A 14,530-nucleotide genomic window follows, 5' to 3' on the forward strand; every position below is an offset into this window, starting at 1 on the left:
TGCGGGGCGGGGTCACTCCCCCGCGGTCGATCCGTCGGGATGCCTGGTCGCATCCTGACCGCCGAGATGCCGGGCCACGCTCTGACCGCCGGTGCGCCCGGCCTCGTCTCGCCCGGCGGCGATGTCGGAGCGCAGCCGCCCGGTGAACCGGTCGACAGCCGCGCCCACCGTGGGCTCGAACATGTTGTCGGCGAGCTGCCCGGCTAGGTCGAGCCGGCGCAGGCGCTCGCGCACCGGATCCTTCATCTCGGCGAGCACGAGGTCGACGTCTGTCTCGGCGAGCCGGCGGTCCAGCATGATCAGGGCGTCGACCGCGGTCGTGTCGATCCCCGTGATCGGTTCTGCGGCGAGCACGACCTCATGCACGCGGTCGCGCCGTCGTTCGAGCGTGCGACGGACGAATTCCGAGAAGGTGCCCGCGTTGGCGAAGTTGAGCGGGGCGTCGAAGCGCACGATGACGATGCCGGGGATGCGTCGAGCGCCTGGGTGGCGCAGATCGTGATAGCCGCGCAGCCCGGGCACCAGGCCGAGTTCAGCACGATACGGCCGCCACTGCTCGATGAACAGGGCGAGGATCGACAGGCCGACCGCGATGCCGATGCCGGTGAGCACCCCGGCCACCGCCACCCCGGCCGTGGCTGTGAGGCACAGCAGCCCGTCGACGGGGCTCATGCGGAACAGGCGGCGCACCGTGCCGACGTCGACCAGGGCGAGCGCGGCTGCGACCACGACCGCCGACAGCGCAGCGGCGGGCACCCAGGCGGTCGCTGCCGGTGCGGCGAACAGGAACACGAGGATGCCGGCCGCGCCGATGAGGCTGGCCAGCTGACTGCGGCCCCCGGCCGACCGCAGCACGGGCGTGCGTGACGACGACCCTCCGATCGCGAACCCGCCGATGACGCCGACGGCGATGTTCGTCAGCCCCAGCCCGATCATCTCCTGACGCGGGTCCACCAGTCTGTGGTCGCGCTCGCTGATGCTGCGCGAGAGGATGCTGGTGTCGGCCAGTGCGATGAGGGCGATGCCGAGAGCGGCGGGCGTGAGTGCGGCGACATCGCCCCAGTCGAAGAGGGCGAGGTCGATGCCGATCGCCGGCAGCCCGGCCGGCAGGGCGCCGACGGTGGCGATCGAGGCGGTCCAGCCGAGCCCGGCTGAGAGGATCGCGGCCATGAGGATGACGAGCAGGGCGCCCGGCGCCCGCGGGGCGAGCCGGCGCAGCAGCAGGATGACAACGAGGCCGCCGCCGCCCAGGGCGAGCGTGCGCCAGTCGGCGATGCCGGCCGCGACGTCCTGCACGAACCCGGTGAACGGGTCGGCGCCATCGCTCTCGACCCGGTTCAGTCCCAGCACGCCCGGCAACTGCTCGGCCAGCACGGTCAGGGCGATGCCGTTGAGGTAGCCGACGCGGATCGGCTTGGAGAGCAGATCGGTGAGCACGCCCAGGCGCAGCACCGCGGCGAGCAGCAGCACGATGCCGATCATCACGGCGAGCACCCCGGCCAGGGCGATCGCCCGGGCGTCTGAGCCGAGGGCGAGCGGCACGATGGCCGCGGCGATCATCGGCGACAGTGACGAGTCCGGCCCGACGACGAGCGTGCGCGAGGGACCGAACACCGCGTAGGCGACAAGACCCACGACGGTCGCGACGAGCCCCGTGTAGGGCGGCAGCCCGGCGAGCTCCGCGTACCCCATGCCGGTCGGCAGCAGCACGGCGATGAGGGTGATCCCGGCGACGATGTCGCCTCGCAGCCACCGGCGGTCGTAGTCGCGGGTGTGCCGCAGCACCGGCGGCCAGCCCGGCAGGGCTCGATGCGCGCCGTCTCCCGTCATCCCTCTAGGATAGAGGTCCTGCTCCGACCGACGAGGAACATCGCCATCGCCACCACAGAGGCGGTGACCATCACGATCCCGAGCGGGGTCGCGGTGCCCTCGCCGCCGAGGCTCACCAGCGGCGAGACGAGACCGGCCAGTGCGAACTGCGCCATGCCGAGGATCGCTGATCCGAGGCCCGCGACCCGAGCGGGTGCCGCGTCGAGCGCCAGGGCTGTGGCGTTGCCGAACACGAGCCCGAGCGGCGCGACGGCGATCGGGAGGGTGAGGGTCAGCAGCCACACGGGCACCCCGGTGACGGCGACGAGCAGCGTCGCGGCGGAGCCGACGAGATTGGTGATGAGACCGATCCGCAGCAGGCGCTCAGCACCGTACACGGCCACGAGTCGCGCGGAGATCGCGGAGACGAGCATGAGCAGCAGCGCGTTGAGCCCGAAGAGCAGCCCGTAGGCGGGCACGGAGAGGCCGATCATCCGCTGGTAGACGAACGGCGAGGCGGAGATGTACGCCATCATCGTCGCGAAGGCGAACGCGAACGCGAGCGTCCGCCCGATGAACGTGCGGGTGGCCAGGGCACGCACCCCGCCGGCACCGGGATGCTCCGCGGCGAGGGCTGCGTCCGCGGCCGCCCGCCTGGCGCGCGCGTCGGCATCGTTCGTCTCGGGCACGAAAACGACGCTCGCGACCAGTCCGGCCAGACCGAGACCGGCGACGATCCACAGCAGGCCGCGCCAGCCGATGACGCCTGCGAGCCCGCTGCCGAGCAGCGGGGCGATAACCGGGGCGAGGCCACCGACCATCATCATCAGGCTGAGGGCGCGTGCTGCGGCGCGACCGTGCGAGCGATCGGCGATGACGGCGCGGCCGATCACCATCCCGGCGGCGCCGCTGATCCCCTGCACGAGGCGGAGGGGGATGAGCACACCGATCGACGGTGCCATCGCCGTCCCACAGCTCGACGCGAGGAAGAGCATCAGGCCGATCAGCAGCGGCCACCGGCGACCGAGTCGGTCGGAGACCGGCCCGAAGACGAGCTGACCGACGCCCGCGCCGATGAGGAACGCGGTGAGCGACAGTTGCACCGCGGTGTCGGAGGTCGCCAGCTCCGTGCTCATCTGCGGGAACGCCGGCAGGTACAGGTCGGTCGAGAACGGCGCGACCGCGGAGAGCACGGCGAGGGTGACGAGCAGCGGAGTGGAGACACCCGGGCGTTCCGCCGACTGCACCGGCGGGACGAACGACGCCGGGGCTGCGGCCGGGTCGGATGACGGAGTCGGGTCGGATGACGGAGAGGGGGTGACGCTCATGGATTCCTTCGACGGGGGGATGCGACGCCGGCCGTGGTGCCCACGTGGACGTCGTTGGTTATGACTATAGAACAATCTTCCGCCGCGTGGCACGATGGAGGCATGTCAGATTCCCCAGGACCGCAGGCGCCCGCCGAGCCGGCCGCGTCGCCCGCGGATCCGGCGCTGCGGGAGCCACTCCCCGCGTCGCGACACCGCCGCCTCCCGCGCCATGCCGAGGCGGGGCATCCCCCGTCGTCCGCCGACCGCACCGCGCTGCTCGCCGAGTGCGCCGACCTCGCGCTCACCCTCGCCCGCACCCTGCAGACGGCTGTCGACGCCGATCCCGAGGTGCACCGGCTCACCGCCGCCGAGTCCTCCGCCCTGCGGCACATCGACCGGCACGGTCCGATCCGCCCGAGCGCGCTGGCGCGGGCACTGCACGTGCTGCCGAGCAACCTGACCCCCACGGTGCGTCACCTGCGCGCCCTCGGGCTCGTCGCCTCCGCTCCCGACCCGGCCGACCGACGCGCGTGTCTGCTCACCGCCACGGACGCGGCCCAGCAGAACCTCGCCCGGCTGCGGCAGGTCTGGACGACCACACTGCAGGGAGTCGCCCGGGGCGTGACGGCCGACCGCGCGGACGCGTCGGCCCGGCCGGTCAGGACATCAGGGGGTTCCCGGCGCGAGGGGCCCGGTGACGAGCGGTCCGGGAACGCCGACGACGTCCCGCTGACGGACGCGCAGCTGGCCGCTCTGCTCGACGCGCTGAGCGTCCTGGCCGGCGAGGGCGTGGCCTCGCTCGCTCAGCCTCCGCACAGCCGGCGCTCATAGACTCGGCGCATCGACGCGCGCCGGGCCCGCCCGGCCGTGCCACGCCGAGAGGAGATCAATGGACGCCGACGACCACACCCTCATCCAGGCGCTCGCCGAGCGCATCCGCGCCGCGCAGCCCGTCACCCCGGATGCCGAGGCCGACGCCGAGATCGGGCGGCTGATCGCTGCCCAGCCGAACGCGGTCTACTTGCTCACCCAGGCGGTGCTGCTGCAGGAGCAGGCGCTGTGCGAGGCCCGCGGGCGCATCGACGCCCTCGAGCGGGAGCGGACGACGCTCGCTCAGCAGCTGCAGAACGCGCAGGCCGCCGGCGCGCGACAGAACGGCTCGCCCCGTGGCCTGCTCGGCTCGCTGTTCGACGCGTTCCAGGGCGGCCGCTCCGGAGGTCAGGCGAACGGCCGCGCGGCGGGATACGGCCAGGCCGCCGGGCACGCGCAGAACACCGGATACGCCCAGACCACGGCCGCGTCCTCGACCGGAGCGGCCGACGTCGGGACCACGGCCGACGCGACCGGGTCCGCCGGCGAGTGGCAGCGGTCCGCGGCGAACGCGACCGGGGCGTCCGCCCCGGCGACGGCCGGGCGGGGACCCGGCGGCAGCTTCCTGCGCGGGGCCGCGGCGACGGCGCTCGGGGTCGCCGGCGGGGCACTGCTGTTCGACGGGCTCACCAACGCGTTCGATGGTGTGCCCCAGGCGGCCGGCGACGCTGCGGCGGACCTCGGCGACGCTGTCTCCAATGCGGGTGATGCGGCCGGCGAGGCGGTCGGCTCGGTCGGCGACACCGCGACCGAGGCGACGAGCGCGTTCGGCGAGCTGGACGAGACACTCAGCCAGGGGTTCGATCTCGGCGGCTTCGGCGACTTCGGTGGCTTCGGCGACTTCGACGTGTGAAGAAGACAGGCGCGGGTGGGTCCCCGTCAGGGGCCGCACCCGCGCCTGCTCCTCATCGCCGCGGCACCCGTTTGAGGGCGCCGCTGCGGATCACATCTGCGAGATGCTGGTGACCTTGAACGTGGCGGTCTTCAACGCCTCGATCTTGTCATCCGTCTGATACTCGAAGGCGGTCAGGTCCTGCGCCTGTCCTGCACCCAGGTTGTTCACCATCAGGGTGTCGTCGGTGACCCGGTTGCCCGAGGCGTCAACAGCCTCGATCTGCACAGAGTAGGTGTGCGGCTCGCTGGCGAGGTTCACCACATGCACCGGCAGTGTGGTCTCCGTGAGCCCATACTGATCTTTGGTGGCCGAGAACTGGCCGAGATCGACGGTGATCTCCTTGCCGAGCAGGTCGTCCGTGGCGTCGCCGCTCATGCGATCGAGCGAGTCGCTGGCGCTGGCCGCCGCGCTGTCCAGCGACTTCGAGGCGTTGTCGAGAGCGGCACCGTACATCGCCTGGGTGCCGAGCACCCCGACGACCGCGATGATGCCGAGCACGAGACCGGCGATCGCCATGCCCCGACCGCTGCGACGGCCGGCCTTCGTCCCGACGATGCCGATGATCGAGAAAATCACGCCGATGATGGCGAGGACGATGACGAGATTGTTGAGGATCGGCACCCAGCACAGCAGCAGTGAGACGATGCCGATGCTGAGCGAGACGACGGCCCAGGCCGAGACCCCGGGCTTCTGCGATGACTGCGAGATGTGCGTCGGGCCGCTCGGCTGCGGCGTAGTCGGTGTGGTCATGAGTTCCTCCTGTTTTCATCATGCGTCGCACGTCTCCCTGACCTGCGCGGGCACGTTCGGTGCCGCCTACAGTTCTATGAGCACCCCCTGACATCGCTGTGACTCGCGCACGACATCGCCGCGCCGGGTAGGCTGATGGTCCGTATGTCCACCGATCCCGCAGCTCCCCTCGACTCCGCCCGCAACCCGGCCACCTGGCGCGAGCTGTTCGCCGCCGACACCCGTGCCGCGGTGGTCGTGTTCGCCGGCGGCATCGCACTGTATGGCACGAACGTGTACCTCACCGCGAGCCTGCTGCCGAGCGCAGTGGCCGACATCGGCGGGCAGAGCCTGTACGCCTGGGTGTCCACCGCGTTCCTGCTGCCCTCGGTCGTGGTGTCGTTGTTCGTCGGGCGCCTGCTCGGGGCGTGGGGCGCGCGGCGGACGTATCCGATCGCCTTCCTGGGCTTCGCGCTGGGACTCGTGGTGAGCATGCTGGCGCCCACGATGCCGGTGTTCCTCATCGGCCGGTTCATCCAGGGCTGCGCCGGCGGGCTGCTCACCGGCCTCGCCTACGCAGTGATGCGGGTCACCCTGCCATCACGCCTGTGGACGCGGGCGATCGCCCTGCTGTCGGCGATGTGGGGCGTCGGCAACCTCATCGGCCCGCTGCTCGGCGGGCTGTTCGCCCAGCTCGGGCTGTGGCGCGGCGCGTTCGCCCCACTCGCGCTGGGCGCGGTCGCCGCAGCATGGCTCGCGGCGCGGACGCTGCCCCGGCGGAGCGGGACGTCGCCGACCGAGCGCATCCCGCTCGCCTCCCTCGCCCTCGTCACTGCGGTGGCCGCCGCACTGGCGCTCACCGTCGTGTTCACCGAGCCCTGGCAGGTGCTGACACTGCTCGGGCTGGCGCTGGTCCTTGCGATCACGTTCGGACTGGTGGAGCGGCATGGCCGCCGTACTCTGCTGCCGCACACCGTCTACCACGGAGCCTCGTCCCTGCGCTGGATCTACCTCGTGATCACCACGCTGGCCGCGGCATCCACCGTCGAGGCGTTCGTGCCGCTGTTCGGGCAGGAGCTCGCCGGGATGTCGCCGTTCATGGCGGGGTTCCTCGGTGCGATGGTCTCGTGGGGGTGGACAGCTGGCGGCCTGCTCACCTCCGGGGCCGTCTCCGATGCACGGGTGGCCGCGTACCGGGTGGGCGGACCGGTCCTGCTGGCGCTGGGGCTGGCCGGCTACGGTCTGGTGCAGCCGGACCCCGCGGGCTGGGGCATCGTGCTGCTGTGGTTCGCGACGCTGTTCATGGCGGGCATCGGCATCGGCACCGCGTTCGGCCACACCGCGGCCGCGGCCCTGCGCAGCACCGACGATCCGCTCGAATCGCAGAAGGTCTCTGCTGGAGTCAACACCGTGCAGCTCGTCGCGAACACGATCGGGTCGGCGGTGAGCGGGCTGCTCATCAATCTGGGTGGGCCGACGGTGGCCGGCAGCGCCCGCACGCTGAGTCTGTCGTTCGCGGCGTTCGCCCTGCTCGGGGTGCTCGCCGCATGGCTCGCGGTGCGCGCCGAACGGCGGTGAGGGGCGAGGCCCCCAGGCCGACGTCACACTCGACGCCGGCACCGCCAAACCTCGATCTCGCCCCTCGATCTCGTCCTCGACCTCTGCGCCGACGCCGATTCAGCGCCATCACCGCGATTCACCACGAACCCCGCCTCGAGCGCTGAATCCCTGCCAGAATGCCGAATCCACGTCGTGCGCAGACCGTGCCGCGCAGAATCGACGTCACGCGCAATCCCCGGGGCACCCGGCCACCCGGTTCTGCTCTAGAGTGCGGACATGAGCCCACGCACCCCGCGCACGTCCCGCTCCGCCTCACGGCGCACGGGACTCCGTCCTGCCGTGGCCCAGGCGGCGCCGCCCGAGGCTCGCGCCGCGCTGGCGCTGCGGCTGCAGGATGCTCGGGTCGCGCTCGACCGTGCGGAGCGGACGCTGGCGCAGGTGCGTCGGCTGCAGTCCGGCGCCGATGACGACGAGCACGATCCCGACGGCGTGCCGCTGTCGTTCGAGTGGTCGAAGGCGATGGCGGTGCGCGATCAGGCGCGGGCGCAGGTGGCGTCGCTCGAGGACGCCGCGGCACGGGCCGACGCCGGGACGTTCGGCGTGTGCTCGCGATGCGGTCGGCTCATCGATCCCAGGCGGCTCGCGGCGCGCCCGGACGCCACGCTGTGCATCGACTGCGCCCGGCGGGGCTGAACGCGCCCTCCGAGAGCGTCACCCGAACCGCTCCGGCACCGGCCCCATGCAGCACGAGCTCAGCGGTCGCACTGGATCGGGCGGGCGTGCGGAAGCTTCCCCGCACCTGCCGGCTCAGCCGGCCTGTCCAGCCGTGGCGGCGTTGACCAGACCGACCACGCCGCCGACCGCGCTGACCGCGGCGATCGTGAGCGCCAGGGTGATGAGCACCTGGTGCACGCGGAGGAAGCTCGTGGCGTTGCCCTCCTCGTCGCGGGCCCGGTCATCACGCGAGACGCGGCGCAGGAACTGCGGCCACACGATCACGTTGAAGAACGCGTTGACCAGCAGCACGACCGAGGTGAAGATGAGCATGCCTCAAGCCTAGCGTCCGACGGCGCCGACGGCGCCGGCAGAAGGCACTCCAGACGCCCCTCGAACCCTCCCACCCGGCGCCGCACGGATCACTCTGCGACGCCGCCGGTGCCACGGGCGGGCCGGGCGCGACATGCAGGGCGGATGCCATGCGTGGCGCGGTGCCGGGCGCCACCCCGATAGGCTGAGGAGGAGCCCGATCGCCGGGACGTCGCCCCATCGCCGACCGTGGTGGGCGGCCCCGCTCCGTGCCCGCACATCGACACCGACAGAAGGAGCCCTCGTGTTCGACTTCAACGACATCGTCAACAAGGTGAAGGACGCCGCCCAGAACACAGACCTGCTCAAGAGTCTCGAGGGCAACGAGCAGGTGCAGTCGCTCATCGCGAAGCTCGGTGAGAACGCCGGCGGCGAGGGGGCGGAGGGCCTGCAGCAGAAGCTCGCCGATGGCCTGCATGGGCTCGGCATCGACACGTCGAACCTCGACCTCGGCCAGCTCGCCCAGCAGGTCGCCGAGCGCTTCAAGAAGTAGCTCGCCGGGCGGCGAGGACGTCGAGGCCGGCTGGATGATGCCGGCCCGCGTCGTTCCGGCCGGAGCAGCTCCTCGGGTGGTCGGCTCGGGCCCCGACCCGACCCTGAGCGGTGGGGGCCAGCCCAGGTGACGGCCCCCGTCTCTACAGCACGAGCCCGCGCAGCTGGGCGACGTCGCCGAGCAGCTCGTAGCGCTGCAGGGCGATCGGCACGTTGCCCTCGCGCCAGAGCCGGTCGTGGAACTCCCGCAGGGTCAGGCCCGAGCGGACGGCCGCGGCGAGGAAGCCGAGGATCTGCGTCTTGCCGACCTGGTAGGTCATCCCCTGTCCCGGTGTCTTGGCGAAGAACGCGGCCTCCCACCGGGCGGTGGGCTCGTCCATGGGCACCCGTTCGGCGAGGATCCGCGTGGCCTCGTCGATCGTGAGCCGCCCCAGGGCGAGCTCGATGTCGATCTGCACGCGCAGCGCCCGCAGACGCAGGAACGCGTGGACCGTCTCGCGGCTGTCCGGGTCGTCGTCGGCGGGGGTGACGTCGATGCCGCCGCCGAACAGCCCAGCCCGGGCGAGCATCTCCTCGTTGTAGAACCCGATGCCCTCGTTGGCACCTGAATCGTAGTAGTGGCGGCGGATCGGGTCGGGGTGGGCGGCCGACAGCGCGATCTGCTGGCTGTGGCAGCCCTCGTGGATGAGCCCGGTCATCGGGTCGCGGGCGATCGCGTCGTCGAAGAAGCCGAGCCCGGAGTCGGTGTCGGCGCGACCGGCCGCATCCTCGGCTGCGTCCGGCTGCCAGCTGAGCGCGTCACGCTCCGCGGCGTGCTCGGCCGGGATGTCGTCGGTCACCCCGAGCCACTGCAGCGGCTCGATGCGGGCGGGCATCGGCAGCAGCCGGTAGTGGCGCAGCTCCTCTGGCTGGCTGAGCAGGCCCTGGCGCTCGTAGAAGTCGCGGATCGCGGCCTCCTGTGCGTGCTGCCGCTCGCAGGCGGACGCGGTGGCCGCCGGCAGCGCCTCGCGCGGCTGACTGCGTCCCGAGTCGAGGCGATGGCCGCGCGACTCGATGACGCTGAACGCCTCGGCACGCTCCAGCTCGATGCGACCGGTGATGAGCAGCTCCTCGGGATCGGCGGGGTTCAGGGCGATCTCGCGGAGGAACCGCACGAACGCCTCCCGCCCGATCGGCTGCCACGGGGTCGTGTCGAGGTCGTGCTCGAGCCAGGCCCGATACGCGTCGAGCGCGTCGGCGGCTTCCTCCCCCGCCGTGGCGAGGCGCTCGCGCAGCGTCTCGGGCACGTCCCCGGCGAGTTCCTCGGCGGTGGCCTCGATCGCGTCGCGCACGGCCTCGCCCACACCGCCGGGGCGTCCGCCAGCGGAGGCGAGGGTCGCCGCCGCCAGTCTGGTCGGCTCGGTCTGCGCGTGGCCGACAAGGTTGGTGCGCCCCTGGTCGAGCAGGGCTGGGATGCGCTCGAGCGCTGCGGCGACGTCCTCGGTGCGGGCCGTGTCAAACGGGCCCTCCGGACGCAGCAGATCGAACACGACGCCGATCGTCTGGTCGATGTAGAACCCGGGGTCGCGCTGCCACGCGGCGAGCACGTCGAGCTCGAAGCGGGCCCGGGCGATCGACGAGCCGATCAACGCCCGGTCGACCAGGTACGCCCTGGCCTGGGCGGCGTGGGTGGCGGATGGGCTGTCGGGCGCGTCCGTGGCGGATGCGTCGGCTGTTCCGTTGGCCCCTCGCGCGCCGCTGTTCGCGTTCGCAGCGCTGGCACCTTCTGCTCCGGGGGTGCCGGCGAGGGTCGTGGCCGGGTCGATCGCGGGCAGAGAGGCGCGGCGGGCGGCGAACGCGGCGAGGTCGGCACGGTACCGGACCACGGCGTCCGCCGACCAGTCGGGCGCCCAGCCCGCCGGACGCTCGATGCGCGGGATGTCGTCATCGGTGCGGGGCTGCTCGGCGGCGCGCCACCTCCACCACTCGTCGGCGAGGCGGGCGAGTTCGCCGCGAGCGTCGGCCAGTGCCTCGGGAGTGATCGGGCGGCCATCGAGCGTGCGGATGTCGGTCATCGTGCGTCCTCCTCGGTACATGAGGCTGTCGGCCGGGAGGCGCTGTCGGCGACGTGTGTCGACGGGCTCCCCTCGGTGCCGGGGGTGGTGCGGGCTGCGGCGGTCGTGTCGAGGCTGCGCCGCAGGAAGTCGAGCTGCAGTAGGAGCAGGTGCTCAGCGACCGTCTCGTCGGCGGCCATGTGGGTGATGCCGCCGGAGAGAGGCAGCACCTCGTGGGGGCGGCCGGCGGCGAGCAGTGCCTGCGAGAGGCGCAGCGTGTGCGCGATCGTGACGTTGTCGTCGGCGAACCCGTGCACGAGCAGCAGTGGCCGGGTCAGCCGGGGCGCGTCATCGATCAGGCTGCTCGTGCGGTAGGCGGCCGCGTCGAGCCCGAGGTACCGCTCGGTGTAGTGCGTGTCGTAGAGCGTCCAGTCGGCGGGAGGCGCCCCGGCGATCGCGGCGTGGAACGTCTCCGGCGCCCGCAGCACGGCCAGCGCGGCGAGGTACCCGCCGAACGACCAGCCCATGATCGCGACCCGGTCGAGGTCGGCGGCGGGGATGCGGCCCGGCCCGGCGAGGCGGGCGAGTGCCCCGGGCAGGGCGTGCACGGCGGCGACCTGGTCGGGCAGGGTCGCGGCGAAGTCGAGGTGGATGCGACGGTCCCAGGCCGGGCCGCGGCCGGGCGCGCCGCGGCCGTCGGCGACGAGGACGAGGTACCCCTGATCGGCCCACCACTGATCCTCGGCGTAGGCGGCGGCGCTGCGGATGACTCGCCGGGCTCCCGGCCCGCCGTAGGGGCGCACGAGCACGGGCAGGCTGGCCGCGCGGGCGGCCGCGGTGCCGGGCCTGGGCAGGACGATCGCCGCGGGCAGTCCGGCGATCTCGGTGACCCGCACGTTGAGCGGGCCTGGCGTCGCCGAGCGGTCTCGCAGGACGTGCTCACGGGTCGCGCCGTCCGGTGCACGCCACCGGTGGGTCGCCGTCGCCCGGGTGTCGGCGAGCGTGCGAACGGTGAGGACGCTGCCGTCAGCGGCTGCGGCGAGACCGGCCACCGCGTCCTCGGGGGCGAGGCGGTCGACGCCGCCGTCGAAGCGGACGCGCACGGGTGCCGGACGCGTCGGATCGGCGGAGGCGAGCGCGAGCACGCCGTCGTGGTCATCGCCGATGACCGCGTCGATCTGCAGCCCGGCCGAGCCGACTGGGCGCCCGTCGAGGGCCACCCGGTACGTGTCGGTGTCAGGGTCGGCGACGACTGTGATCACACGGCCGGCCGCGTCGTGGCGGGGCGTGCCGGGGACGAGGTCGACCCAGCAGCGATCGGTGACCTCCTGCAGCGTCCGCACGGCGCCGTCCACGGAGACGCCGAGCAGGCGGGTGCGCCGCTGGTCGCGGGACTGGACGAGCACGAGCGCCTCGGGGGCGTCCCAGGTGACGGCGGTGAGGTACTCGAACGCGGCGTGGTCCCAGGGGATCTCGGTGATGGCGGAGGGTCCAGCACCGCCCGCGGCGGCGAGATCGACCAGGTGGAGGGTGACCCGGGCGTTGTCGGTCAGCGCCCGGGGGTACCGCCAGGCGCGGGGCTCGGCGGCCGGATCGACCGGATCGCACAGATGCCACACCGCGACCGGGGACTCGTCCGTGCGCTGCACGAGCAGCCGGGAGGCGTCCGGCGACCACCACAGCCCGTGGTAGCGGTGCTGCTCCTCCCCCGCGATGAAGTCGGCGATGCCCCAGGTGACGGGGCCCGCGTTGGAGCCCGGCGCGGGGGTCTGGGCTGCAGGCTCGGCCGCGGATGCCGATTCGGCCGACTCGACGGCGGATGCCGCCCCGGTGACCTCGACATCGCCAGCGGACCCGGCTCCAGCTGCGGCATCCCGCTCATCAGGGTCGCCCCCATCCTCCCCGGCGACCCGACGCCAGGTGGAGCCGTCCGTCGTCGCGACGACCACGGCGTCCACCGTCGACCAGGCGACGAGGCGGCCGTCCGGGCTCACCCGGGGGTCGACGACCGGCCCGGGCACGTCGAGGCGACGCGGGGTGAACGCGGGCGTGGGAGCGTCCGGGTGCAGGTCGACCGTCCACAGGGCACCGTCCAGCGTGAACGCGGCGGTGCGGCCCTCGGGGTCGACGTCGAAGCCGACGATGCCACTGGCCCGCTCCCGGGTGCGCTCACGCAGCGCGCGCTCGGCGTCGCTCAGGGTCTCGGCGGCCTTCGACTCCTCGGCATCGGTCAGGTCGTCGGGGCCGTTCGCGCCTTCCGCGTCGCGCGCCTGGTCTGGGCTCGAGCGCTCGTCGGCTTTCTGCCCCTCGGGCCCGCTCGAGCCCCCGTCGATGTCCGGGCCAGCGCCGGCATCGATGTGAGCGTCGAGCGCCCGCGGGTCGACGACGACGCGCTCGACGTCGGCGTCCGTCTCCCGCAGATCGCTCAGCCACAGGGCGAGCCGGGGATCCTCCGGGCCAGAGGAGCGCAGGAACAGGGCGCGGGATCCGTCTCCGACCACGCGCGCGCTGCGCGGGGCGCCGAGCCGGAACCGCTGGGTGCGGGCCTGGAGTCTGGGGAACGAGTCACGCGAATCGGTCACGGCCTCAACGGTATACCGGCTCTTCGCAGTTGAAGGTGTAGACGAGGGGCGCCGGCCGGTTCGCAGATAGAGGTCGAGGTCTTCCAGAATGGAAGTTCCTACACTGCCCATCCGCCGGAAGACCTCGACATGCACCACCCTACGTTCGCGACACCTGACCTGACCACGTTCTGCCGCCTCGACGAGCTCGGCCTTCAAGCGGCTCTTCGGACATCCGGTGGGGGTCATGGGGTGAGTCCGCCGGCGGCGAGGAGCATGCGGAGCCGGTAGTTGTCGCGGTTGCGGAAGCCGCGGGCGAGGCGACGGTGCAGCTCGATGATCCCGTTCACGGCCTCAGTTCCGCCGTTCGATGATCGTCCGGTCGTGAAGTAGGCCAGGAACGCGGCTCGCCAGCGGCGGAGGGTGCGGCCCAGGCGTGCGATCTCGGGGATCGGGCAGGTGTGGAATGTGTCGAGGACCTTCTCGGCGATCCGCCGCCCGGCGGCGAGGTCCTTCTGGTGGTAGGCGGAACGTCGTTGCTGGGCGCACTGCCACGCGACGAACACCTCGTCGTGGGCGGGGTCGGTCTCGATGGCCGCGACCAGCCGGGCGCGCTGCTTGTCGGTGAGGTTCTCGGCCCCGGCACGAGCAACGGACCGACGGAGGCCATCAACGGCCGGCTCGAGCACCTTCGCGGTTCCGCACTCGGCTTCCGGAACCTCACGCACTACATCGCCAGATCGCTCCTCGAAGCCGGCGGATTCAGACCGCTCCTACACTCCCATCCGCGATGAGCCGAGAAAGCCCCTGGCTGCCACAACCCCGACACCACGGATCCGGCTCCGCAACCCGGCACTCGATCACCGCCCGGTCCGACTCAAGACACTGCCCCACCGCGACGAGACCGAGCTCGTCCAGTCGGCAGAACACGGTCAGATCAGGGGTCGCAAAGGTAGCGTGGAGCACGTCGAGGTCTTCCGGCAGATGGTCAGTGTGAGAACTTCCATCATCGGGAGACCTCGACCCTCACCCCCGCAACGACGCGCTCAACCACCTACCCCCTCAACTGCGAAGAGCCCCAGATGTGCTCATCGACACCGAGGGTGGTGACATTCTCGAACCGTGACTCGTCCTCAGCCAGCTTGACCAGCTCGGGCTCGATGGCCCGCCACACCGTCTTCCACG

The 14,530-nt window shown here is 72.4% G+C and carries 11 protein-coding genes and 3 pseudogenes; 6 read left to right on the top strand and 8 right to left on the bottom strand.

Annotated features, from left to right (window positions below):
• Positions 1-12: 12 nt before the first annotated feature.
• Both F8O02_RS07375 and F8O02_RS07380 read right to left on the bottom strand, forming a co-directional pair.
• Positions 13-1,830: a SulP family inorganic anion transporter gene (locus F8O02_RS07375; RefSeq protein WP_158036604.1), complete on the bottom strand. Its 1,818-nt coding sequence runs from the start codon at positions 1,828-1,830 to the stop codon at positions 13-15.
• Positions 1,827-3,137, bottom strand: a complete 1,311-nt coding sequence (locus F8O02_RS07380) for a multidrug effflux MFS transporter (RefSeq protein WP_158036605.1) — start codon at positions 3,135-3,137, stop codon at positions 1,827-1,829. Before F8O02_RS07380 ends, F8O02_RS07375 begins: the two co-directional genes overlap by 4 nt.
• Before the next feature lie 102 nt (positions 3,138-3,239).
• On the opposite strand from F8O02_RS07380, the gene F8O02_RS07385 reads away from it, so the two are divergent.
• Together F8O02_RS07385 and F8O02_RS07390 are read left to right on the top strand one after the other, a co-directional pair.
• Complete coding sequence (locus F8O02_RS07385) at positions 3,240-3,950, top strand: MarR family winged helix-turn-helix transcriptional regulator (protein WP_179416328.1); 711 nt, start codon at positions 3,240-3,242, stop codon at positions 3,948-3,950.
• Positions 3,951-4,008: 58 nt separating this feature from the next.
• Positions 4,009-4,842, top strand: coding sequence for a DUF2076 domain-containing protein (locus F8O02_RS07390; protein WP_158036607.1), 834 nt, complete (start codon positions 4,009-4,011; stop codon positions 4,840-4,842).
• Positions 4,843-4,932: 90 nt separating this feature from the next.
• On the opposite strand, the gene F8O02_RS07395 is transcribed toward F8O02_RS07390, so the two are convergent.
• On the bottom strand, positions 4,933-5,634 hold the full coding sequence (locus F8O02_RS07395; protein WP_158036608.1) for a DUF4190 domain-containing protein: 702 nt from the start codon (positions 5,632-5,634) through the stop codon (positions 4,933-4,935).
• Positions 5,635-5,778: 144 nt separating this feature from the next.
• On the opposite strand from F8O02_RS07395, the gene F8O02_RS07400 reads away from it, so the two are divergent.
• Together F8O02_RS07400 and F8O02_RS07405 are read left to right on the top strand one after the other, a co-directional pair.
• The gene (locus tag F8O02_RS07400) at positions 5,779-7,191 is read left to right on the top strand and encodes an MFS transporter (protein ID WP_158036609.1); all 1,413 of its coding nucleotides are present in this window, start codon (positions 5,779-5,781) and stop codon (positions 7,189-7,191) included.
• 258 nt (positions 7,192-7,449) lie between these two features.
• Positions 7,450-7,866 (top strand): TraR/DksA family transcriptional regulator, encoded by a 417-nt coding sequence (locus F8O02_RS07405; RefSeq protein WP_158036610.1) that lies wholly within the window; start codon positions 7,450-7,452, stop codon positions 7,864-7,866.
• Between the two features lie 114 nt (positions 7,867-7,980).
• Here the strand turns inward: F8O02_RS07405 and F8O02_RS07410 are convergent, their stop codons facing one another.
• The gene (locus tag F8O02_RS07410) at positions 7,981-8,220 is read right to left on the bottom strand and encodes an SCO4848 family membrane protein (protein WP_158036611.1); all 240 of its coding nucleotides are present in this window, start codon (positions 8,218-8,220) and stop codon (positions 7,981-7,983) included.
• Positions 8,221-8,503: 283 nt separating this feature from the next.
• Here F8O02_RS07410 and F8O02_RS07415 point away from each other — a divergent pair, with 283 nt between their 5' ends.
• A complete protein-coding gene (locus tag F8O02_RS07415) occupies positions 8,504-8,752 on the top strand; it encodes a hypothetical protein (protein ID WP_158036612.1) in 249 nt (82 codons plus the stop codon).
• Positions 8,753-8,894: 142 nt separating this feature from the next.
• Here the strand turns inward: F8O02_RS07415 and F8O02_RS07420 are convergent, their stop codons facing one another.
• From F8O02_RS07420 to F8O02_RS07430, 3 genes and pseudogenes are all read right to left on the bottom strand, one after another.
• Positions 8,895-10,805, bottom strand: coding sequence for a DUF885 family protein (locus tag F8O02_RS07420; RefSeq protein ID WP_179416329.1), 1,911 nt, complete (start codon positions 10,803-10,805; stop codon positions 8,895-8,897).
• The gene (locus F8O02_RS07425; RefSeq protein WP_158036614.1) at positions 10,802-13,366 is read right to left on the bottom strand and encodes a prolyl oligopeptidase family serine peptidase; all 2,565 of its coding nucleotides are present in this window, start codon (positions 13,364-13,366) and stop codon (positions 10,802-10,804) included. Before F8O02_RS07425 ends, F8O02_RS07420 begins: the two co-directional genes overlap by 4 nt.
• A 224-nt stretch (positions 13,367-13,590) precedes the next feature.
• Positions 13,591-14,004, bottom strand: a pseudogene (locus tag F8O02_RS07430) (ISL3 family transposase); the annotation flags it as partial.
• Here F8O02_RS07430 and F8O02_RS07435 point away from each other — a divergent pair.
• Positions 13,984-14,139 (top strand): annotated as a pseudogene (locus tag F8O02_RS07435) (transposase); the annotation flags it as partial. The pseudogenes F8O02_RS07430 and F8O02_RS07435 overlap by 21 nt on opposite strands.
• A gap of 1 nt (position 14,140) precedes the next feature.
• Here F8O02_RS07435 and F8O02_RS07440 read toward each other — a convergent pair.
• A pseudogene (locus tag F8O02_RS07440) lies at positions 14,141-14,311 on the bottom strand (ISL3 family transposase); the annotation flags it as partial.
• Positions 14,312-14,530: the final 219 nt, after the last annotated feature.

Source organism: Pseudoclavibacter caeni, assembly GCF_008831125.1.
In the GTDB taxonomy this organism is placed as follows: domain Bacteria; phylum Actinomycetota; class Actinomycetes; order Actinomycetales; family Microbacteriaceae; genus Pseudoclavibacter_A; species Pseudoclavibacter_A caeni.

What these genes read in the sequence shown, in the direction of transcription:
- F8O02_RS07380 (WP_158036605.1), bottom strand. Translation starts at nt 3,137, where the DNA reads ATGAGCGTCACCCCCTCTCCGTCATCCGACCCGACTCCGTCATCCGAC.
- F8O02_RS07420 (WP_179416329.1), bottom strand. Translation starts at nt 10,805, where the DNA reads ATGACCGACATCCGCACGCTCGATGGCCGCCCGATCACTCCCGAGGCA.
- F8O02_RS07410 (WP_158036611.1), bottom strand. Translation starts at nt 8,220, where the DNA reads ATGCTCATCTTCACCTCGGTCGTGCTGCTGGTCAACGCGTTCTTCAAC.
- F8O02_RS07395 (WP_158036608.1), bottom strand. Translation starts at nt 5,634, where the DNA reads ATGACCACACCGACTACGCCGCAGCCGAGCGGCCCGACGCACATCTCG.
- F8O02_RS07375 (WP_158036604.1), bottom strand. Translation starts at nt 1,830, where the DNA reads ATGACGGGAGACGGCGCGCATCGAGCCCTGCCGGGCTGGCCGCCGGTG.
- F8O02_RS07385 (WP_179416328.1), top strand. Translation starts at nt 3,240, where the DNA reads ATGTCAGATTCCCCAGGACCGCAGGCGCCCGCCGAGCCGGCCGCGTCG.
- F8O02_RS07400 (WP_158036609.1), top strand. Translation starts at nt 5,779, where the DNA reads ATGTCCACCGATCCCGCAGCTCCCCTCGACTCCGCCCGCAACCCGGCC.
- F8O02_RS07405 (WP_158036610.1), top strand. Translation starts at nt 7,450, where the DNA reads ATGAGCCCACGCACCCCGCGCACGTCCCGCTCCGCCTCACGGCGCACG.
- F8O02_RS07390 (WP_158036607.1), top strand. Translation starts at nt 4,009, where the DNA reads ATGGACGCCGACGACCACACCCTCATCCAGGCGCTCGCCGAGCGCATC.